At 61.3% G+C, this 20984-nt stretch carries 16 protein-coding genes; 10 read left to right on the top strand and 6 right to left on the bottom strand.

Translation table 11 applies throughout. From position 1 onward, the window contains the following. Nucleotides 1–68: 68 nt before the first annotated feature. Complete coding sequence (locus BTHE68_RS25590) at nt 69–221, bottom strand: hypothetical protein (protein ID WP_162069059.1); 153 nt, start codon at nt 219–221, stop codon at nt 69–71. Nucleotides 222–521: 300 nt separating this feature from the next. On the opposite strand from BTHE68_RS25590, the gene BTHE68_RS25585 reads away from it, so the two are divergent. The 3 genes from BTHE68_RS25585 (at nt 522) to BTHE68_RS25575 (ending at nt 2671) form a co-directional block, all read left to right on the top strand. Then, nucleotides 522–818 carry a hypothetical protein gene (locus BTHE68_RS25585; RefSeq protein ID WP_162069058.1) on the top strand — a complete coding sequence of 99 codons (297 nt, stop codon included), beginning with the start codon at nt 522–524 and terminating at the stop codon, nt 816–818. Nucleotides 819–892: 74 nt separating this feature from the next. Further along, nucleotides 893–1474 (top strand): TIGR01841 family phasin, encoded by a 582-nt coding sequence (phaP, locus tag BTHE68_RS25580; RefSeq protein WP_162069057.1) that lies wholly within the window; start codon nt 893–895, stop codon nt 1472–1474. 90 nt (nt 1475–1564) lie between these two features. After that, complete coding sequence (locus BTHE68_RS25575; protein ID WP_162069056.1) at nt 1565–2671, top strand: extracellular catalytic domain type 1 short-chain-length polyhydroxyalkanoate depolymerase; 1107 nt, start codon at nt 1565–1567, stop codon at nt 2669–2671. 325 nt (nt 2672–2996) lie between these two features. Here the strand turns inward: BTHE68_RS25575 and BTHE68_RS25570 are convergent, their stop codons facing one another. Next, nucleotides 2997–3569, bottom strand: a complete 573-nt coding sequence (locus tag BTHE68_RS25570; protein WP_162069055.1) for a hypothetical protein — start codon at nt 3567–3569, stop codon at nt 2997–2999. An 81-nt stretch (nt 3570–3650) separates the two neighbouring features. Here BTHE68_RS25570 and BTHE68_RS25565 point away from each other — a divergent pair, with 81 nt between their 5' ends. Then, the gene (locus BTHE68_RS25565; RefSeq protein ID WP_232078061.1) at nt 3651–5066 is read left to right on the top strand and encodes an MFS transporter; all 1416 of its coding nucleotides are present in this window, start codon (nt 3651–3653) and stop codon (nt 5064–5066) included. After that, the gene (locus BTHE68_RS25560; RefSeq protein WP_162069195.1) at nt 5063–6841 is read left to right on the top strand and encodes a winged helix-turn-helix domain-containing protein; all 1779 of its coding nucleotides are present in this window, start codon (nt 5063–5065) and stop codon (nt 6839–6841) included. The genes BTHE68_RS25565 and BTHE68_RS25560 overlap by 4 nt, the downstream gene beginning before the upstream one ends. 726 nt (nt 6842–7567) lie before the next feature. On the opposite strand, the gene BTHE68_RS25555 is transcribed toward BTHE68_RS25560, so the two are convergent. After that, nucleotides 7568–10381 carry a two-partner secretion domain-containing protein gene (locus tag BTHE68_RS25555; protein ID WP_232078060.1) on the bottom strand — a complete coding sequence of 938 codons (2814 nt, stop codon included), beginning with the start codon at nt 10379–10381 and terminating at the stop codon, nt 7568–7570. Between the two features lie 38 nt (nt 10382–10419). On the opposite strand from BTHE68_RS25555, the gene BTHE68_RS25550 reads away from it, so the two are divergent. Continuing rightward, complete coding sequence (locus BTHE68_RS25550) at nt 10420–10911, top strand: hypothetical protein (RefSeq protein ID WP_162069054.1); 492 nt, start codon at nt 10420–10422, stop codon at nt 10909–10911. Between the two features lie 540 nt (nt 10912–11451). Here BTHE68_RS25550 and BTHE68_RS25545 read toward each other — a convergent pair. Both BTHE68_RS25545 and BTHE68_RS25540 read right to left on the bottom strand, forming a co-directional pair. Continuing rightward, on the bottom strand, nt 11452–12579 hold the full coding sequence (locus BTHE68_RS25545; RefSeq protein ID WP_162069053.1) for a YbdK family carboxylate-amine ligase: 1128 nt from the start codon (nt 12577–12579) through the stop codon (nt 11452–11454). Nucleotides 12580–12755: 176 nt separating this feature from the next. Further along, complete coding sequence (locus tag BTHE68_RS25540) at nt 12756–13259, bottom strand: DUF1993 domain-containing protein (protein ID WP_162069052.1); 504 nt, start codon at nt 13257–13259, stop codon at nt 12756–12758. A 105-nt stretch (nt 13260–13364) separates the two neighbouring features. Between BTHE68_RS25540 and BTHE68_RS25535 the strand changes: the two genes are divergently transcribed. Then, on the top strand, nt 13365–14267 hold the full coding sequence (locus tag BTHE68_RS25535) for a LysR family transcriptional regulator (protein ID WP_353622660.1): 903 nt from the start codon (nt 13365–13367) through the stop codon (nt 14265–14267). Here BTHE68_RS25535 and BTHE68_RS25530 read toward each other — a convergent pair. Continuing rightward, the gene (locus BTHE68_RS25530) at nt 14264–14776 is read right to left on the bottom strand and encodes a winged helix-turn-helix transcriptional regulator (protein WP_162069050.1); all 513 of its coding nucleotides are present in this window, start codon (nt 14774–14776) and stop codon (nt 14264–14266) included. The genes BTHE68_RS25535 and BTHE68_RS25530 overlap by 4 nt on opposite strands. Nucleotides 14777–14977: 201 nt before the next feature. On the opposite strand from BTHE68_RS25530, the gene BTHE68_RS25525 reads away from it, so the two are divergent. Genes BTHE68_RS25525 through BTHE68_RS25515 form a run of 3 tightly spaced genes read left to right on the top strand, consistent with a single transcriptional unit; the run spans nt 14978 to nt 20888 of the window. Then, nucleotides 14978–16225 (top strand): efflux RND transporter periplasmic adaptor subunit, encoded by a 1248-nt coding sequence (locus BTHE68_RS25525; RefSeq protein ID WP_162069049.1) that lies wholly within the window; start codon nt 14978–14980, stop codon nt 16223–16225. Beyond that, a complete protein-coding gene (locus tag BTHE68_RS25520) occupies nt 16222–19413 on the top strand; it encodes an efflux RND transporter permease subunit (protein ID WP_162069048.1) in 3192 nt (1063 codons plus the stop codon). Before BTHE68_RS25525 ends, BTHE68_RS25520 begins: the two co-directional genes overlap by 4 nt. Next, nucleotides 19410–20888: an efflux transporter outer membrane subunit gene (locus BTHE68_RS25515; protein ID WP_162069047.1), complete on the top strand. Its 1479-nt coding sequence runs from the start codon at nt 19410–19412 to the stop codon at nt 20886–20888. Before BTHE68_RS25520 ends, BTHE68_RS25515 begins: the two co-directional genes overlap by 4 nt. Nucleotides 20889–20984: the final 96 nt, after the last annotated feature.

Here is a 20984-nt window from a genome sequence, read left to right as displayed (position 1 = left end):
ATGGCAAGCGCGCAAGTTCGTCATACGCAAAGCGGTACCCGCACGTTTGATCGCCCGGGACTCAACTGCTAGTTATCGATTTCATCCTCGTCGTCAAGTGGCTCGCCGAATTCGATATTGTTTTCAAGAATGTCAATGCGAACTTCCTCCGGATCGTCTTCGAACTCAAGATTGTTCGGCGGCGTCGCGACAGCTTTGAAGTCACATCCCAGCGCGCTCACGTACGCCACATTATCATCGTCGCCACCTTCGCGCAGAACGTCATCGTCTTACATCGAGCGCTTTTCCAGATGAAAGTCCTTGGCTGTTAGAACGAGGCGTTCTTCCTCCTGCGTCTCCACTTCGATGACTACAAGCTCGACAATACCGGAAAGTTCAAGCATGGTGCCCTCCTCACGAACTTTAACCTCGGACCTACGCAGCACAGGCGAGTTTCCGGCGCAATCTTCGCCGGCTAATCAAACGACCACAGCGAAGACACTTCTCGTCTAGGCAATCGACGATTCACGATGTGAGCAGTAATGTATGACGGTGACAATGTGACGAGTCCGAGCGCGATCATCCTCTTTGACCTGACGAGCAGGGCCAAGACGACCTTGCTGACATCGCCGAGCCTCATGGCATATATGCAATCCGATCCGACCTCCGGGTCCGTTCTTCGGGAGCGGAGTGAAATCTGGTTCGTCGATCAGTTGAAGCAGCGGGCGGACGACAAGTATCGGAGCACCGACCTCGGGCTGCGGTCGTTCCAGAGCGGTTCGGTGCCGAACGGCGTCACGCCGTTCGTTGTGGGACGCGTTGAAAAACGGGATTCGTAGGACATAAAGAAGGAATCGACACCGCTGATGACACGGAGAGGGAATCACGAATGCTTACTTGACGACAGCCGAAAGTGCCGTATGATAAGTCTCTATATTGCGGTGCAGCAAAATCGCGCTCGGTCATAACTACAGCTTTTTATACGAAGCTGAACGCAGGAGCAACAATGTTTCCTTCTTCTTTCGCGAATCAAACGTTTGTCTACCCGGCAGCAAGCCTCCAGGTCCTCGTGAATGTTGCAAAGCGGTATGCGAGCGGGCTTCAGCAACTTGCTGAACTGAATGTGCAGACGGCCAAGACCGTCTTCGAAGAAAGCACTGCCGTTGCCAAGGCCGGCCCGCAGGCAAAACCCGCCGATTTCCTGAGCTGGCAATCGACTCTGCTCGCCGAGACGCCCGAAAAGGCGGCTGCTTATACGCGGCATTTCTGGCAGATCGTTCGTGCGACGCAGACGGACATTCTCAATGAGGCGCGTGGCCCGATCGAGCAGTTCGGCTTCGGACTGAAGAAGGCGTCCGAATCTGCTTCGCAAGAGGCTGTCGGACTGCTATCGAGTGCCGCCGAGGCATCGACCGATCTTGCGGATGCCGGCGCCGAGGCGATCGAGTCATCCGAGAAGGCCGTTCGTTCCGCCAAGGCCGACGCGAAGCGCTAATCCGTGCCGTCAGCCCTGACGTGCCACTGTTGACTTTCGAAACCCGCATCACGCGGGTTTTTTATTCTGCTCGACCCGACGGGAAAATCGATGAATCCATTCCATCCGCTTGCGTGGGCGCACGACTCGTTCTGGTCGATGTTTCCGCGCGAACTCGTCGGTCTCACGGCGCAATTCTTCGACAATGCCGAGACAGCGGTCGCAAGCCCTGCGACTCCGCTGCCATCGGAAAGTGAAACGAAAAAGACATCCTCCGAAGATGAACCGCCGCACAGCGACGACCCGATCGCGCAAGCGGGCGCTCATCGCTGGTTGAGCAAGAGTTTCGAGCATGGCAACGAGCGCTATCGATTCAAGGTCTACGTTCCGACCGCATACGAAGGCCAGCCGCTGCCGATGATCGTCATGCTCCACGGCGCGCAGCAGGACCCGGACGACTTCGCGTCGGGGACCGAAATGAACATCGTCGCCGAAGAGAACGGCTTTATCGTCGTCTATCCGGAGCAGTCGGAAAGTTCGAATCCACTGAGGTGCTGGAACTGGTTCATGCCGGCGAATCAGACGCGCGAATCAGGCGAAGCGGCGGCCGTCGCGGCCCTCACGCGCGAGGTCGCGGCCACGTATAACGTGGATCGACCTCGCGTTTATATCGCGGGTATGTCGGCCGGTGGAGCATTGGCCGTCAATCTTACGGTTACACATCCGGAGCTTTACGCGGCCGCGGCGATTCATTCGGGCCTGGCGTTCGGCGTCGCCGACGAGCAGATGACAGCACTCTGCGCGATGAATGACGGCAAGGGCAAAGTGCGCTTGCCCGACATCCTGTCCGGCGGCCCCAAACCGCACGCGGTACCTCTGATCGTTTTTCACGGCGATGCCGACGACACGGTGCATCCGCGCAACAGCGAACAGATCGTGGCGATGAGCCAGTTGCTGCATGGCATGTCCGACGACACAGTGACGTCTTCCTCGATATACGTCGCCGACGAAGCGGGTGGCCACGCCTATACCCGGCAAGTGTTTCACGATCGTGACGGTGAATCGATCGGCGAGCAGTGGGTCGTGCACGGACTGGGTCATGCGTGGTCCGGAGGCCATCCCGACGGCACCCATACGGACATGCGCGGACCGGCGGCGAGCCGCGAGATTGCGCGATTCTTCGGTCAATTCGTGAGAGTGGGCAGCCGGCAATACTGAAGGTTCGTCGACGAAGCCGCTTTGAGTTCTCCTCCCTCGGCGCCTAGACTTTGATCGATATTCCAGGCAGTCGATCATAGGAGTCCGAAATAATATTTTTCATGGCAGCTCTTTCTTCAAGGCACCACGTGCTTGAATAAAGAGCGTTCGGTTAGATCGTCTCGTGTGACACGTCGAAATCATCCCTCGTCACGGGCCCCGGCGTAGGACTGATCCTTCACGTGGGGGACATAGAGCGACCCGTGGCGGCAGGATCGGTCACGCGCCGCGATGCCCTCAGAATGAGCAGAAGTAAGCGCGGCGCTTCCAACCATTCGATCGACCCTTACCTCCATGATTCGAAGTCCCCCCGGGTCCCTTCCAGACTGATCTGCGGCGCCAGCAGGCATGGAGAACCGCATGGTGTGCCGTTTCCAGACGGCATCGAGCCCGGAACCTGCTCACGGCTCAGCACCCCTCTGATGACGCGACCGTCGCGCTCGACGACGATCTGGACATCGAGTATCGCGCCCGCCTGCGGCGCTCCCGGAAACTCGATGTGCATCGAGCCCGTGCAGTCACTATTCACCTGATACGTGCCGGTCTGTCCTTGCGCGAAACCGGCGGAATTAACCGCGCCCGGTCGCGCCATGCCGGTGTTCATCAGGAAGTCCTTGCGCGTGAACGAACCTCTGCCATCGAACGTCTGTACGGCTACGCCGTCGATCAACTGAGGACTCGCGTACGGATAGATCGTTCCGCCGACAATGATGCCTACCAGCGAACCGTGCGCGGCGAAGGCGTAAGTCCCTCTCAGGGTAGCGTTTGAGCACTGGTGATCATCGGCGCGCGCGACGCCGCCAGAGAGCAGCAATGCGCCGGCCAAGGCCGCGTAAGCACTCCAGAATCGGTGTTTCATTTCAGTCCCCTTTTGTCATCGACACTGATCCATACTGCGGCGGCGACGGGCGACCAACAATCAAGACGCGATGAAGAAATCATGAATGACGGACGCTTTTCAGGCGTCGGAGAGAAGAAAACTGCCCTACTCTTAATCGAAACCGATCGCCGGCATCAATGGAGGCGCCTCGTGTCGAGAAAACCAAATAACCATTCACCAGCCATGACGGCCATGACTGCCCGCCAGCGCTGGACCATCCTGGTGGCCAGTACAGGTGGCGCACTCGAAGTCTTCGATTTCGTGATCTATGGCTTCTTCGCCCGCAACATTGGAGCCGCATTTTTTTCCCGGCACGCTGGCACATCCGGCGAGATGCTGTCCTTCATGGTGCTTGCTATCGGCTATCTCTCCAGACCTGTCGGCGGCATCGTGTTTGGCCGCCTGGGCGATCTGTATGGCCGGCGCATTGCTTTTCTGTCATCCGCGATGATCGCGTCCGTTGCGACCTTCCTCATTGGAGTGCTTCCTACATATTCCGACTGGGGCATCGCCGCGCCCGTGCTTCTCGTGCTGCTGCGACTGATTCAGGGATTGTGTCTCGGCGGAGAACTCCCGGGCGCCGTCGTCTATGCGGTGGAAACCGCCCGCGCACGGCCAGGGTTTCTATGCGGCATCGTGTTCGTCGCCGTCAATCTCGCCCTGCTCCTCGCGACCTGCGTCAATCTCGTCGTGCAAAGGTCGCTTACTCCCCTTCAGATGGACGATTACGGCTGGCGGCTCGGCTTTCTCATCGGCGGCATGATCGGTCTATTGAGCTTCGCGATACGCAGGCGTCTCGCCGAAACCGACGAGTACGCGCGCGCCGTCAGCGCACGCCATCGTGAGCCCTTCAATACGCTCTGCCGTCGACATTTCACGCGTCTGGTGACCGGTACGGGCGCGTGCCTTCTGGTAGGCGCGTCGAGCGGCATTTTGCTCGGCTATCTGCCGACCTATCTGCGTGGACTCCGCTATGAGCAGGCCCAGATCATCGACGCGCAAATCAGTTATCTCATCTCCGTCGCGGCGTGCATCCTCGTTACATCGCATCTCGGCGACCGCGTGTCCCGCCGCCAAGTGTTCAGACTCGGGACGATTCTGTCCGCACTCTTCGCGCCTGTCTTTTTCATCGCGGTGACGAATCGTTCGTGCAACCTGTCCGCGCTATATGTAATGGCCGGGGTCATCGCGTCGCTGGCGAACGGCACGTACGCCTGCGCGATCGCCGAGTCGTTTCCGCTCGACGTCAGGTTCAGCGGTGTCGCCACCACGATGAATCTCGGGCTCACCCTGGCGCTCGGGTTGACACCCCTCGCGGCGCATTTTCTCGATGCGCGACTGCGCGCTTCGCCCGCGCTCGTCATGGTGGCGTGCGCGCTGCTGTCGTTCGCCGCATCGTTCGGGATGGCGCGCAACGCGCGGTCGGCCGACGCAACGAATGTGAACATACGATCGCCCCTGAGAGAGCGCCCATGAACACGCCCGGCCCCGCAAACATGGAAGACGTCGAGTTGGACATGCGCCGCTACGAGTTGCGGCGCCGCGGCGAACCGGTCAAGCTCGAACGTCTGCCGATGGAGCTGCTGATCCTGATGGCATCGCGCAACGGGCAGCTCGTCACGCGCGCGGACATCGTGCGGGCGCTGTGGGGCGCGAATGCGTACCGTGACACCGACACGAGCATCAACACAGCCATCCGAAAGATCCGTATCGCGCTCGACGAAGACCCCGACGTCCCGCGCTACTTGATCACAGTCAAGGGCAAGGGCTACCGCCTGGAAGGCATTCGAGCGGTGGCCGGGGAGCCCGCCGCGGAAGCCGCGCCTGCTGCTGCGCCCGACGCTCCGATCCGCGTCCTGGTTTTGCCGTTCGAGAACAACAGCGACGACACCAGCCTCGACAGTTTTTGCGCCGCGCTCGCCGATGAGACCTCCGCCAATCTCGGCATGCTCGATCCGCAGCGGATCCTGGTAATCGCGCGCACCACGGCCGCTCGCTATCAGCGAGCCAACAAGAGCATCGCCCAGATTGCCCACGAGCTCGATGTCGACTATGTGCTGGAAGGATCGCTGATGCGCGAGGGCGGACGGGTTCGCATTCAGGCGCAACTGATTCGCTCCTTCGACCAGGTGCAGCTCTTGGGCTGCGCGCACGAGCCGATGGCGAGAGGCGCGCTCGATATTCAAAAAGAGGTTGGCGCGGCGCTTGCGAAGGAAGTCTCGCCCGCACTCGCCGAGCGGCAGCAACACAGGTTGTCACGCAGGCTGCCGATCGATCCGGCCGCGCACGACGCGTATCTGCGCGGTCGCTACTACTGGACGCGCCGCGTTCATTTCGATGCCGGCTTCGCCGCGCATCATGCGCTGAACGACGAGGACTTCATCCGTGCACACAGCTACTTCGAGACCGCGCTGGATCTCGACCCGACCTATGCACTGGGCTACGTGGGGATGTCGAACATCTATGGCTCGACGGCGACGCATGGCTTCTACGCGCCCTCGCAGGGCTATCCGAAAGCGCGCGAAGCGGCACTGCGCGCCCTGGAGCTGGACCCAAGCCTTCCCGAGGCGCATCAGGCCCTCGCGGGCGTCCATTACTTCTACGACTGGGACTGGCGCCGCGCGGAAGAGGAGTTTCTCGCGGCGCTGCGTCTGAATCCGAGTCACGCTGAAACCAGCCGCCTCTATGCGCGACTGTTGCTCGTCCTCGGCCGCGAGGCGGAAGGACGCGCCCAGTTTGAACTCGCAGAAAGAGTCGATCCCCTCGGATTCGAAGGTTCGCGTGTTTTCGGGCTCGTGCAGTCAGGCCGGCATGACGAAGTGATTCGCGAGTATCTCAGCGCGGGGCACGGCCCGAGCTCGCCGCTCATTTATCAACTGCTCGCGACCGCTTTCGAGGTCGAGGAGCATTTCGAGGAAGCGATCGACGCAACCATCGACGCGCTCACGCGCTGCAATGAATTCGCCCGTGCCGAGGCGATTCGGACAGTGTGGTGTTCCGGCGGTTATAAAAAAGTTCTCGAATGGTACTTACAGGATTTGCTGGCGAGACGACGAAACCGCTACACCTCGCCTTTCCTGCTCGCCGAAATCTACGCGCGGCTCGAGCGGCCGGACGAAATGTTCCATTGGCTCGAAGTCGCGCTCGCGGAACGCTCGCCCCTGCTTTGCGAGCTTCGCACGAACGCGTGGTTTAGGCGTTTCCGCTCGATGGGACGTTTCCGCAACGTCGAACGGCGCATCGGCCACTGACTTTTCCGTGCGACCGTTCAGTGATGGCGAAACGTATCGGACCGCACGCGCATTTCACTCGACCGGGCCGAATCGCCAGGACTGGAATGACCTCGGTCCAGGGACGAAAGCGAACCTGCGCTCGTGACCGACGTATCAGCGACCCCGCCGATATCCTTTGCGGACTGCGTTGATTGAGGCTGCTGGGCCGGCGGTCCGTCTTGCGCCCAAACGTGGCACGAGACGACCATCGCTGCGACAACCGTTACGACTTGGATCATTTTCATTTCGACTTACTCCGGTTCCGGATTCGGCACGCCTGTCGAGAGACCAGCCGTGGACGTCGGCGCGTAGAGGACGCCTGAGGTGGCCTTTGACTTCGCGCCTGGCAGAATCAGGATGCGCCGAGCTGAACACGAAGACCATCGACGAAACCTGAAGAAAAGCTGAAGCACGCTCGTTGAGCCGGCGTCAAATGATGGCGGGCCATGTCGGCTATGCCGCCTTGAACGTGTCGCGCGCGTTCAACGCGCTACGCGTCCGATTGGCGTACCTTGTCAGCGCACCATGCCTCACGAAAGCCTTAAACCGTCGCCGCCCAGCCATCTACCGCATTCACCTCGGATTGGCGTACGCGATTGCCTGTAATCGCCCCTCTACCGCCGCTCGGCACTTGTCCGGTCGAAGGTCGCATCCTGAATAAGTGCGGTCACTAGATGAGGCCACGTTAAGGGCCGCATAGGGTTCTCAATGCGCCGTCAGTTGCCACCGCAACACGGGATACGTCGCACCCGCAGGCATGGCCCAAACGCCTGAAGGCCCGAAGTTCCACGACACGAAGCTCGCCGGATTGCTCATCTGCGCAGTGGTCAGTCCGTTTGTCGCGGGCGGTGCCGTGCCGCCCTCGGCGAGATGCACCGCGTTCAGCTGATTTGTCGTTTCCTTGTTCCAGTACACGTCGTTGCGGATCGTCCCCGAGTTCAGCGTGGCGATGGCGCCGTTGGTATCGGGCGTCGGTCGATCACTCGACCGCCCCACGGCAAACGACTCTTCGATGATGCCCGTGCTCGCGTTGTATTCGACGAGTGCGCCGTCTCCGATCAAGGAGCCGACAGGACCCGTGCCATACGATTGTTGAATCACCCCGGTGTTCCTGGCGACCAGTCCCCCGCCGCTCGCATGCGAGCCGCCAACGTTGATCGAGCCGGTCGCGAAAGACTGCACGATCCAGCCGTCGTTCTGGTTGACGAGGCCGCCATAGGAACCATTGCCGCCGACCGCTGCGCCGCTCCACGACCGTTCTATCGTGCCCTTGTTCCACCCGACAAGACCTCCGCCCCCGACCCCGCCGAACGAAGCGCCCGACCCGACTCCACCGGTCGACCATGCATAGGCTATGACGCCATCGTTGCGGCCGGCGAGCGCGCCGAAACTGCCGCCGATACCGCCCTCCACCTCGGCGTTCGCCACCCCGATGTACCGTACGACGCCGCTCGTTCCAACGACACCGAAAAGCCCGGCATACGGAACGTACGCTTGAGCGGGGACCTGGATATTCAGGTTACTGACGACATGGCCGAAGCCATCGAACTGCCCGGCGAAGGGCGCCGTGTCGGTCGGTGCGATCGGAGTGAAGGAGGTGCTCTGCGACGTCTTCAGGTCGATATCCTTGCCGAGAGCGTAATTGCCCTTCAGATCCCGCGACACGTTCCCCAGATCCGTGACGTTGTTCACGAGCATGTACGCGGTGATCTGCGTGACGTAACCGCTGAAGGGCAAGCCCGGCCAGCATCGATTGGCGAGCAGCGTTCCGGCCGAATAGCCGCCATTCATGTCGTAGAGCAGACTTACGATGCCGCTGCTCCTCGACCAGTCGATCGTGCCTTGATTGCCGATGCCGCCGCCATTGTCGATGCCGGTTGCATCGGCGCGAACGGTGAGGTTGCCGCCGCCGGTGTTGCGAATGGCCGAGCCAGCGGCGATCGACACGCTATGCGCGGAATTCAGCGCCAGCGATGCGGCGCCTTGCCACTCGACGTTGCCGCTCACCGTGATATCGCTGTTCGCGCCTGTGACCGTAACGTCCACCGATGTGCCCTTGCCCAGGCTGCGCGAGATTGCATTGGCGGCGTTCGCATCGATCGTGAAGATCGGTGCGCTCAATGTCCAATGGCCCGCAAGCACCGTCGCGCTCCCGATGTCGAGTGTCGTTGCGCGCGTGTCGACGGCGCCGCCGCTACCGTCCGCATTCGTCGCGATGATCGTGCCGTCCGCATGAACTTCGCCCTTGTCGGCGACGAGCCAGGCGTGGCCATCGCGAGTCGAAGTGCCGGTCGCGCGTATCGCAGCGCTGTTGCCCGCGAGCGCATACACGTTGCCATCGGCGGCTTGCAAGCTGGCTTGCGCCGCTTCGATCGTGCCCGCGTTTATCACCGTGCCACCGCTTCCCGCTTGCACGAATATCTGTTGGCCGCCGGACGCGTCCTGCAACAGCACCTGATTGCCTGCCGCGAGTTCAACCGTTCCCTTCGGCGCATCGATGCTTCCGGCATTAATCACCGCCTTGCGCGACACGAGGAACACGTCGCCGCCGCTCGAACCGATCTTGCCGAGATTGATCACCACGCCGTTGCCTCCGCCCGAAAACGTTAGCGGCCCGCCCTGCATGAAGGCGTTCGGATCGATATTCAGGGTCGATGCAACGAAGCGCCCGCCCGTCGCGATCACGCCATTGGGGGCCACAAGCACGCCCTGCGGATTGATGAGATAGACACTGCCGCTCGCGTGCATCTGCCCCAGGATCGTGGAAGGATCGCCGCCCGTAACCCGATTGAGCGTCGCGCCGCTACCGTTGTCGAAGGTCACGGTGCGAGACGACCCGATCGAAAAGCTGCGCCAGTCGATGACGCCGCGCGACGACGTCTGGTTGATCGTGACCGACTGGCTGCCGGTCGTTATAGCGCCGCTGCCCGCGACGAAGTGCCCCCCGCTCGGGAGCGGCGGTGCGCCGTATCCCGCGATCGCGTAGGTGGACGCCAGACTAAGCACGAACGGTCGCTTCAGGAAGCAACATTGTTTTGGGGTGCGAATCCACGAACACGACGCCAGGCGTTGCATGTTGCCTCCTTTGCCCTGACAGCCGGTTGCTAGCCAGTCGGGCCTCCAGTTACCGTCCAAGAATCGTTTGTCCAGGCATAGGCGGATAGTAGTCCGGAAGTGGGCAACTTGTATAACAAAAGAGGCGACCGGAAACTGCAGAATATAGCGCGCGCCTGCAGCATCGAAGCGCACTACATTGGTTATAACGTGTACTCGAGGAGTATGAGAATGTATCCATTCGTGCCAATGCGCCAACCGTGCGAGCGGATCAGGGAGGGAAGAAGGTGAGCGGCGAAGATGATCAAGGCGCTGACCGCAATGCAGCGCAAGTGCCTTGCGGGGAATCTGTCTTTGCCATCGTGACATGATCGAGACACACGCGGGGCCGAAAGTTTGCGACATAGAGAGTGACACGAGCAAAATATTCGGGCCGTTACCTTGCGAAGCCTTCGTGATGCACATAACATTTCCATCCACGATCAGGACCGGGAGTTCCACAGATGCCTTCGTTCCTCATAGCTGACTGGACTGTGCTCTGGTGGGGCTACGATGGAACTCTCGCCGTTTCCACATTGGCGCTCTTCTTTCTCCTGCAGTTTCCTATCCATAGCACGAGAAAGTCTGTTGATCTGAAGGAAGCAATCGGTATTTGCAATCAACTGATCGTCCTGAGCGAAGAAGTCTTCGAAGCCCTGTTGCGCGACACGAATGTCTGCCGTTTCCAAGACTTCATACGACTTGATGAATGGGACGATCTTTGTAGTGCTCTCGCCGAATTGTCCATCTGGCGAAGGCAACAAGATCGATTCGCTGATCAAAGAGTTCAATTATGCGACGCCGCGACTCGCGGCCGAGATCTGGCTAGGGTTTTAGTCCAGGTTCGTAGACTTTCTACCCCGTGGGCGGCCGAAGTTGCGCAAGAGTTCAAGACGTGCGCAATGAAGATTGAGGCTGCACGCCAGAGCCTCGTCAAACACGTCGAGCCGAAATAGGCAGGTCACTGCTCTCTTCGGCGATGTAGGGAGATAGGGAGCCCGCCCGCTCAGGCTTTGCCTCCCGTCACCTTGGTGAGGAATGCGCGTGCGGCTCCGATGGCTACCTGTGTGTTGTCGAATCGGCACTTCTCCCTTCTGGCATACGCGCCGGACGATGACCTCAAACGCGATTTTGGCCGGATTGCGCAGCGAGGAAGAGGCGACTTGCCGGCGTACATTGCCTCTTGCGCTTCGAGCGCGGCGGTGATGCACGGCGGAAACTCGATCAAATCTCCTATCCACGTCGGCAGTTGGTGCTTTGTCAACTTGTCGAGATTGAAATGAATTCGCGGAAGTACCAGCGCGCGACACACCTGATCACGCCAGTTGCAAAGCGGTGATGCGATACAACGAATTCGATTTGGAGGCTTTAAGGAACCTCTGTAAAAAGCCGCTTATGACAACGCCAAATAGTGCTATCACAGAAGGAATCAAACGTTGGCTGTATAGGGTTCGCTGGAACAGTTGGATCGCGTTCATGATGAGTGCATAGACGAGTTAGCGAAGCGTCTCCGCCCCTCTCCAAATCTGACATTGCTGCCGGACTACTTCATGCAACGAGTCATGCGCGCCATAAACGCGGCGTAGCCAGTCAGCATCGCTCAGACCGGAGGCCATATTGCGCCTGATGATGTCGAGGCCTTCCTCTGCTCCCAGAGCTTGCGCATGACTCGCGATCGCGTCCAGCGTGTCGACAATCTCGCTCCGAATCGAGTTACGGTGGCCAGTCTCCGGATTCAAGCACGTTCCGTCCAGACCAAAGCGGCACGCCATGAAACGGTTGGTTCGATAGACCTCGTAATCTCGCTCGCTGAGGCGCACAGGCCTGTCAACCAGGAGATAGCGCGAGAGGGTCTGTATATAGGCCGCGATTGCGGCAGCCCATTCGACGCGCAGTGGCGTATCCATGACACGAACTTCGATCGTGCCATATCCCGGACTTGGGCGAATATCCCAGTAAAAGTCTTTGAGGCTCTTGACGAGCCCCGTGTTGGTCATGCGATCGAAGTATTGCTCGAAGTCGGACCATCTCGTTACGAAGGGTGCATATCCGGCCAGAGGGAACGGTGCAACCGAATTGAGCCTGGCACACTGAAACTGCGTGTCGCTTCCTTGTACGAAAGGAGACGAGGCCGCCAAAGCGATGAAGTGTGGAACATAACGCGAAAGCGAATGCAGTAGAACGAGCGCCGAGTCGGCATCGGGACAGCCAACATGCACGTGTTGGCCAAAGATCGTGAATTGCTGATAAAGAGCCCCGTACAGCCCCATGAGGTACTCAGAGCGTTCGCGTCCGTCCGACCGTTGGTCGAACCAGTTCTGGAAAAAGTTGGTCCCTCCTCCGCATACCCCGACATTCAAAAAGTCGGCGGCGTGCACCAGCGTGTCGCGAAGAACCAGCAACTCGCTTCTCGCCTGACTGAAGTCCTTGCACACGCCGGTGGACACTTCGATCATTCCTTCAGTCGTCTCTGGATTGATCGCTCCCGCGAAGCTTTTCTCCTTGACTCGACTCAGCAGCTCCGTTGTGGCCTTGGTCAGATTGTAGTCATGCGTATTAACTACTTGAATCTCGAGCTCGACTCCGATCGTGAAGGAATCTGAAGACGCGAATGGCTGCAGCATGAGATGTCCTTGGTGCGCGGAGGTGAAAGTCAGGACCAGTGTAGGCATTCTACGCAAACTGGCATGACGGGCAGCGCTGGTTGCCTTAAGTTGCTGTCGCCAAAATACATTAGATATACGTTTCCACAAAGTCACTTCTTGCACTAACTACGTACCGAAGCGGCCTCCATCGCCATTCAAGCGTCGAAGGCATTGACCAGACCGATAAAGTCCTGCTTCCCGACGTCAACTCCATTTGCACGCAAGATCGCATAAGCCATAGCAACATGAAAGTAGACATTCGGAATCACGATTTGCAGCAGATAGTTCTCCCCCGTTAATTTTCCCGGCACCCACGACACTTTTACGATCTGTGCGGCCGCGTCGGCGTATTGCTCGACCGCGATGCTCTCGACGAACTCAATCGTCTTGCGGATGCGCGCACGCGCTTCCTCGAGCGTCTGCTCATTGTCTACATGTCGCGGAGGCTGCTGTCCCGACAGCCACGCGGCTCCGCCCTTCAGATAGTCGCAAGCGCTTTGTATCTGATAGAGCAACGCGGCCATGTCAGGCGCGAGCCGCGTCGACAGCAGGACGGCGACATCGAACTTCTTCGCACTCGCGAAGCGCTCCGCCTTGTCGAGATACGTCTCGATCGTTCTGACTGCTTCCACGCATTGCGCGATAGCTTGTGCATACATTTCGGATCTCCAGAGACAGATGGATTCGAGCCTTCGCAGGCCACTTCCCCTACAATACGGCGACTCAATTCGTCGTGAGCAAACGCAGTGGACCGACTAGAAGCCATGGAAATGCTGGTGACCGCGGTGGACGGAGGCAGCTTGTCGGCGGCGGCTCGTGAGCTGAAAATTCCTGTCAGCACGCTGACCCGCAAGGTTGCCGATCTCGAAGAGATGCTCGGCACTCGGCTGCTCATACGCACCACGCGCAAGCTCACGTTGACCGACGCAGGCATGTCATACGTCGCCGCGGCGCGGCGCATTCTCGACCTCGTCCGTGAACAGGAGCACGAAGCCACCGGTGAATTCGCCACCGCGCGTGGCGAGCTGGTCGTCACCGCGCCCGTGCAGCTTGGCCGCCTGCATGTGTTACCGGTCATCAACCAGTTCCTCGCGCAGTATCCGGACATCACGGTACGGCTCCTTCTCTCCGACCGGAACATCGACCTGATCGATTCGCACGCCGATCTCGCCGTACGCATCGGCGAGTTGCCCGACAGCAATATGATCGCCACGCGCATCGGCTCATTGCGCCCGATCGTGTGCGCAAGTCCGGCCTTCCTCGCCAGAATCACGCCCCCGCGCGAACCCGATGACCTCGTGAAATACCCGTGCGTGGTCTTCAATAGCCCGTACCTGTCGCCCTGGCGCTTCCGGCTTCCGTCGACGCAAAAGATCTATCTGCTGGCCGTAAAGCCCCGGCTCGAAGTCACGTCGCCCGACGCCGCGGTCAGCGCCGCAGCCGACGATGCGGGCATCACCTACGTGTTCGAGCACGACGCCGACGAAGCACTGCGCAGCGGACAGATCGAAATACTTCTGCCGCAGTTCGAGATCGAACCGGTGCCCGTGCATATGGTTCATGTGTCGCGCAACCTGATGCCGATCAAACTCCGGCATTTCATCGACTTCGCAGCACCGAAGCTCAGGGAGTCCTTGTCGCGCTTCGGCAAGCAAAAGCAGCGCTAAGCCTCCGGGTCACCGAGCACGCGATCATTACGGTTCTCGATGACATCCCGCGTCTTCCTCGTCGCGCCGGGGCCGGCCGCGAAGCGAACGTCCCGATAGCCCAGCGCATGTCCGCCCGCTCCGCGAACCTCAACCGTCTCGACGGGATTCCCGCTCGCATGTTCGACCAGTGCGATAGGCGGCTTGCCGTTCGATCTCAGCCATCTGTCTCCCCACTGCATGAGCGCGACCAGCACCGGATACAAATCCGCCCCTTTCGAGGTTAGCCGGTAGCCGAAGGTATTCGCGCGCTCCGCAATCGGGAAGCGTTCGAGAATGCCCAGCTCGATCATCCGCTCGAGCCGTGCCGTCAGAACATTCCTGGCGATGCCAAGCCCATTCTGGAACTCGTCGAAGCGCCTGCTGCCCTGCGTGCATTCGCGCACGATCAGCAGCGTCCACCACTCGCCTACTTCGTCGAGGGCGCGAGCGATCGAGCAATCCATTTCGTCGAAGCGTTTTCTGTACATGATGGACAGATAGTAATCGAAGTTTCATCACGCAACTTAACCATTTTGCGGGGAACAGCTTCCCGGTTTCGGCCAGTACCGAGCCGCAACCGGCTTGCCTATAGTTGCGTCACGAAACTTAGCTGGCAGTCTTCGTGGATCGGCGCAGGAATCGGTCTCGACCTCGATCTCGTCCAGCAAATCAACTTACTTAGGATGCCCATGGAAAACCAAATCGATCAAGCCGGGACGGCAGTCGACGCTCCGGAAATCCCGGCCAGGTCCCCTTCGGTTCGATGGATCGGCAAAGGCGTCGCTGGCCTGGTGATCGCCGCGGCGGTTGGGGCGGCGTTTCACCTGCATGGGTCCGATGCCGCGCCGATCGTCACACCGCCACCATCGGTGATGACGAGCGCGCCGTTGCAGCGCGACATAGAAGACCGGCTCGGGTCTCTGGGCCAGTTTTCAGCGGTGAATCGTGTCGAACTGCGTGCGCAGGTGGGCGGCACGCTCACGCAGATCCACTTCAGGGACGGCGACATCGTCCATCAGGGCGATCTGCTCTTCGAAATCGATCAGGAACCGTATCAGATCAAGCTGAGCGAAGCGACGGCCGAACTCGGCTCTGCCAGCGCGCGGCTGACGCTCGCCACACGCGAACTGGCCCGCGCGCAGGAGCTGCAGCGTGCCGAAGCGGGAAGCGCCCAAAACGTCGATCAGCGCGTGGCCGAGCAGCGCGCGGCGCAGGCGGCCGTCGACCGCGCGAACGCGCTGGTGCGCGACGCGCGCTTCGACCTGGATCGCTGCAGAATCGTGGCGCCCTTCACCGGTCGCATCGGCTCGCATCTCGTCTCGATCGGCAATCTGGTGTCCGGCAGCCGCGCCGGCAGCGCGCCGACGACACTGCTCGCCACCATCGTTTCGCTCGATCCGATCTATCTGGACTTCGATATCAGCGAAAACGACTACGCCGCGTTCCAGCGTTCGCGCGCAAGCCTGCAAGGACCGCTGGCCGACATCGTGAGTATCTCGCCCACCGGCGACAGCGGATTCACGCGCACCGGCAAGTTCGATTTCATCGACAACGCGCTCGACCGGTCGAGCGGCACCATCCACGCGCGCGCCACGATCCCCAATCGCGATCTGTCGCTGACACCCGGCGGCTTCGCACGCGTGCGGCTGGCGACGACCGCGCCGCAGCCGGCGCTGCTCGTGCCCGATGCCGCGGTGCTCGACGATCAAACCGATCACATGGTGTACGTGGTCGGCGCGGACGACGTGGTCACGCCGAGGAAGGTACAGATCGGCGATCTGCGCGGCGGCCTGCGCGTGATCCGGTCCGGGCTTGCGCCGAACGACCGTGTCGTGATCGACGGGATTCCGTCGGTTCGGCCGGGCGCGAAGATCTCGCCGCGCGCGGGAAGCATCCAGTTCTCGACAGAGCAAGTGGCCGAAGGAGCAAGATCATGAAGCTGACGCACTTCTTCATCGAGCATCCGCGCTTTGCCGCGGTGCTCAACATATTCGTCGTGCTCATCGGCCTCGCGACGATGATTAAGCTGCCGGTGGCGCAGTATCCGAACATCGTTCCGACCACCATTCAGATCACGACATCGTATCCCGGCGCATCCGCCGATACGATTGCGCGCACGGTCGCCACGCCGCTCGAGCAGTCCATCAACGGCGTCGAGAACATGGATTACATCTCGAGCCAGTCGACCGGCAATGGTCAATTGACGATCACGGTGATCTTCAAGGTCGGCACGAATCCGGACACTGCGCTGTTACTGACGCGCAGCCGCGTGGAAGACACGCTCTCGCGCCTGCCCGCCGATGTGCAACTGCAAGGCGTGCAGGTCAAGAAGACGATTCAGGCGCTGCTGCTCGGCGTTCACGTCTATTCCCCCGATGGTTCTCGCAGTCCCGAGTATCTGTCGAACTATATGCTCAAGGTTCGCGATCAGATCGCACGTTTGCCGGGCGTGTCGGACTTCCAGTTGTTCGGCGAGCGGCAGTACGCGATGCGCATCTGGATCGATCCGGATAAAGCGGCTTCGTACAAGATCAGCGCAGGTGAAATACTCGCTGCGCTTCGCGCGCAGAACGCCGCCGTATCCGCGGGCGTGCTGAATCAGCCGCCGGTGTCGAACCACGGCACGGGCGCGTATCAGATCAACGTCGAGGCGCTCGGCCGCCTGAGCACGCCCGAGCAGTTCGGCGACGTGGTCGTGAAGTCGGACACGCAGGGACACGTCACGCGGATTCGCGATATCGGCCGCGTCGAACTCGGCTCGGTGGATTACGGCTCGAAGGCGTATGCCGACCGCTACGCGGCCACGCCGTGGTTCGTGATCGCGACGCCGGATGCCAACGTCGTGCAGGTCGAACACGACGTCTGGGCCAGGATGGCCGAACTGAAGAAGAGCTTTCCTCCCGGCGTCGACTACATCAAGATCTACGACCCGACCACGTTCGTTTCGCAGTCGATCCATGAAGTCGCCAAGACCATCCTCATCGCGATCCTGCTGGTGGTCGGCGTGGTCTATCTGTTCCTGCAGAACTGGCGCGCGACGATCATTCCGGTGGTAGCGATCCCGGTGTCGCTGGTCGGAACCTTCGCCGTCCTGTCGATATTCGGCGCTTCGATCAATAACCTGTCGCTGTTCGGACTGGTGCTGGCGGTCGGGATCGTCGTCGACGACGCCATCGTGGTGGTCGAGAACGTGGAGCGCAACATGGCGTTCGGCATGACGCCACGCGAGGCCGCGCATCGGACGATGAACGAAGTCTCGACCGCCATCATCGCCATCGCGCTCACGCTGTGTGCGGTGTTCGGGCCGACCGCGCTGATGTCCGGCATCTCCGGCCTGTTCTTCAAGCAGTTCGCGATCACGATCGCCGCATCCACCGTCATCTCGTGCTTCGTGTCCCTCACGCTCAGTCCCGCGCTCTGCGCGGTGCTGCTCAAGCCGCACGACATGGAGAAGACGCACGGCGGAACCACTGCGCTGGGCCGCCTGCATCATGCGATCTTCGGCCGCTTCAACGCGTCGTTCGAATGGCTGTCGTCGAAGTACGGAAAGATGACTGGCCGCGCCGTGCGCGCGACGACCGTGATGCTGCTCGTCTATGCCGGCCTGATCGCGGCAACCGGGCTGCAGATGTCGAGAATGCCCACGGGATTCATTCCGGAACAGGACATCGGCTATCAGGCGGTGATCGCGTTCCTTCCGCCCGGCTCCAGTCTCGAGCGCACCGACAAGGTGATTCGCGAGATCAACGACATCGTGCTCGACACCCCCAAGCTCAAAGGCGTCACGCACACGTCCCCCGTATCCGGCTTCGACGTCACGACAGGCACCATCGCGCCCAACGTGGGGACGCTGTTCTACGGCCTGCCTTCGCTGTACGGCAAGCACGTGCCCGGCGTCAATGCGGCCTCGATGCTGGTCGAACTGCGCAAGCGCGTGGCCGGGATCAAGGACGCGGTCGTCGTGGTGGTGAATCCGCCGCCCGTGCAAGGGCTCGGTGCGGCGGGCGGCTTCAAGCTGATGCTCGAAGATCGCGGCGGGCTCGGTCCGCAGGCGCTCGCCGACGCGGCTCACGCACTCGTGGCGGCAGCCAACAAGGATAAGACCTTCGGCGGCGTCTTCACGCTGTACAACGCGGGCGCCCCGTCGGTCTATGCGGACGTCGATCGTCTGAAGGCGGAAAAGATCGGCCTCACGCCGACAGACGTGTTTTCGACGATGGAGCTTTACCTCGGCTCGCAATACGTCAACGACTTCAACTTCATGGGACGCACCTATCAAGTGCGGGTTCAGGCAGATGAAGCATTCCGCCGGACACCGCAGGATATCGGCAGGCTCAAGGTGCGCAATACGTCGGGCGACATGGTGCCGATCAGCAGCGTGGCGACGTTCCGCAACGACACGCAGCCGTACCGCGTGCCGCGCTACAACATGTATCCCGCGGCGGAAATCATGGGCGCGGCAGGCCCCGGTCTTTCTTCCGGCGATGCGATCGAACGCATGGAAGAACTCGCCCAGCAAGTGCTTCCGAACGGCATCGCCTACGAATGGACCGATCTGGCTCACCAGCAAAAAGAGCAGACCATGTCGCCGCTCGTGATCTTTGCCGCATCGGCGCTGTTCGTGTTCCTCGTGCTGGCTGCGCAATATGAAAGCTGGAAGACGCCGCTCGCGATCGTGCTGATCGTGCCGATGTGTCTGCTCGCGGCGGCGATCGGCCTGAACGTGCGCGGCATGCCGATCGACATCCTTGCGCAGATCGGCTTCGTGGTGCTCGTGGGGCTGGCCGCCAAGAACGCGATTCTGATCGTGGAGTTCGCCAAGCAGCGTCAGGACGAAGACGGCGTCGACGCGGAGGAAGCCGCCACGCACGCGGCCCACGTGCGGCTGCGCCCGATCCTGATGACGTCGTTCGCCTTCATCGCAGGCGTGGCGCCACTCGCCATCGCCGCCGGCGCCGGCTCGGAGATGCGGCAGTCGCTCGGAACGACAGTGTTCTTCGGCATGCTCGGCGTGACGCTCTTCGGCCTTGCTTTCACGCCGGCGTTCTATGCCTTCGTTCGCAAGCTCGGTGTCCGGGACCTCCGCGCCTTGCCGCGCAAACTCAGCAGTGGAGAAGCGAAATGATCAAGCTCTTGTTCAGAACGTCGAAAGCGGTTGCGGGCGCTCTGTTCGTCAGCGCTTTCCTCGCGGCGTGCGCGGTTGGCCCGAACTACGTCGCGCCTGAAACGCAGATGGCGCCGTTTCATAACGCGCAGCAGGTGGCCGAGCGGCAAACCACACTGCCCGCGCCCAGCCTCGACAACTGGTGGACCGGGTTCGACGATCCGGAACTGGTCACCGTGGTGCAACGCGCGCTGGCTCAGAACCTGAGCATTCAGGCAGCGATCGCGCGCGTTGCCCAGTCGCGTGCGGCAGCCCAGGCGGCAGGCGCGCAGTTGCTTCCGACGGTCGATGCCAACGCGTCGTATTCCGCCGAACACCAGAGCGTGCAGAGTCCGCTCGGCGCGCTCGCGAGCGCGTTCCCGAACTACAGCCGCGATCAGAAGCAATACGTTGCGGGCGCGACCGCAAGCTGGGAGATCGATCTGGCCGGCGGGCTCAGACGCGCACATACGGCCGCCAGCGACGAAGAACAGGCCGCCGAGGCGGCGCAACTCGGCACCCGCGTCACCGTCGCCGCCGACGCCGCCGACGCCTATCTGCAAATCCGCGGTCTGCAGGCGCAACTGGCCGTCACGCAGGATCAGGTGGACACGGACGCGCGACTGCTGGAACTCGTGAAAGCGCGCAAGCGGGCCGGCGCATCCGACGAACGCGAAGTGGCCCAGGCCGAAGCGTCGTTGCGTCAGGCGCGTGCCGCCGTGCCGAGCTTGCGGGTGTCGCTCGAAGCGCAATCGAATCGGCTCGATGTGCTGTTGGGCGCGCAGCCCGGCACCTATGCGGCGGAACTCGGCACGCATGCCGGTGCGATTCCGGACGTGCCGGCGATCAGCAGCGGCGATACGCCCGTCGATGTATTGAGGCGGCGGCCCGACATCATCGCGGCGGAGCGGCATCTGGCGGCGTCCAGTGAAGGTATCGGCGTGGCGCTCGCCGAGTACTACCCGAAAATTTCGCTTGCCGGCGCGCTGGGTTTCGACAGCCTCTCGGCCAGTCACTTCCTGAGCGCGAAGGCGTTCCAGGCGGTCGGCACGGGCGCGCTGCGATGGCGCCTGTTCGACTTCGGCAAGGTGGACGCCGAGGTGAAGAACGCGCGCGGCGCGTATGCGGAGGCGCTCGCGCAGTATCGCGAAGCGGCGCTCAAGGCGACCGAAGACGTCGAAGACGCGTTCATGGCGCTCTCGCAGACCGAGATTCGCGCGCAGGAAGTTCAGCAGGAAGTCGATGCATTGACGCGGGCGCGCGACCTTTCGGAGAAAGCGTATCGCGCGGGTTCGATCACGCTCACCGACGTGCTCGACGCCGACCGGCAACTGCTCGTCGCGCGCGACGATCTCCATGCGACGAAAGCGGACGCCGCACGCGCCGCCGTGCGGACCTTCCGCGCGCTGGGAGGCGGCTGGGATGCGCCGCAGCAGCAGGTGGCGCAGAAGAACTAGGGCCCCTGCACTTCGCCGATTTACGGGGAACAGCTTCCCACTTCCGCTCGGTAGTGCGATGCGGCTGGCTTCCCTATAGTTTCGTCACGCAACGCA

Source organism: Burkholderia sp. THE68 (assembly GCF_009938265.1).
Lineage (GTDB): Bacteria > Pseudomonadota > Gammaproteobacteria > Burkholderiales > Burkholderiaceae > Caballeronia.
The sequence above is the reverse complement of the archived record's forward strand: the minus strand, read 5'-3'. Positions and strand labels throughout refer to the sequence as shown.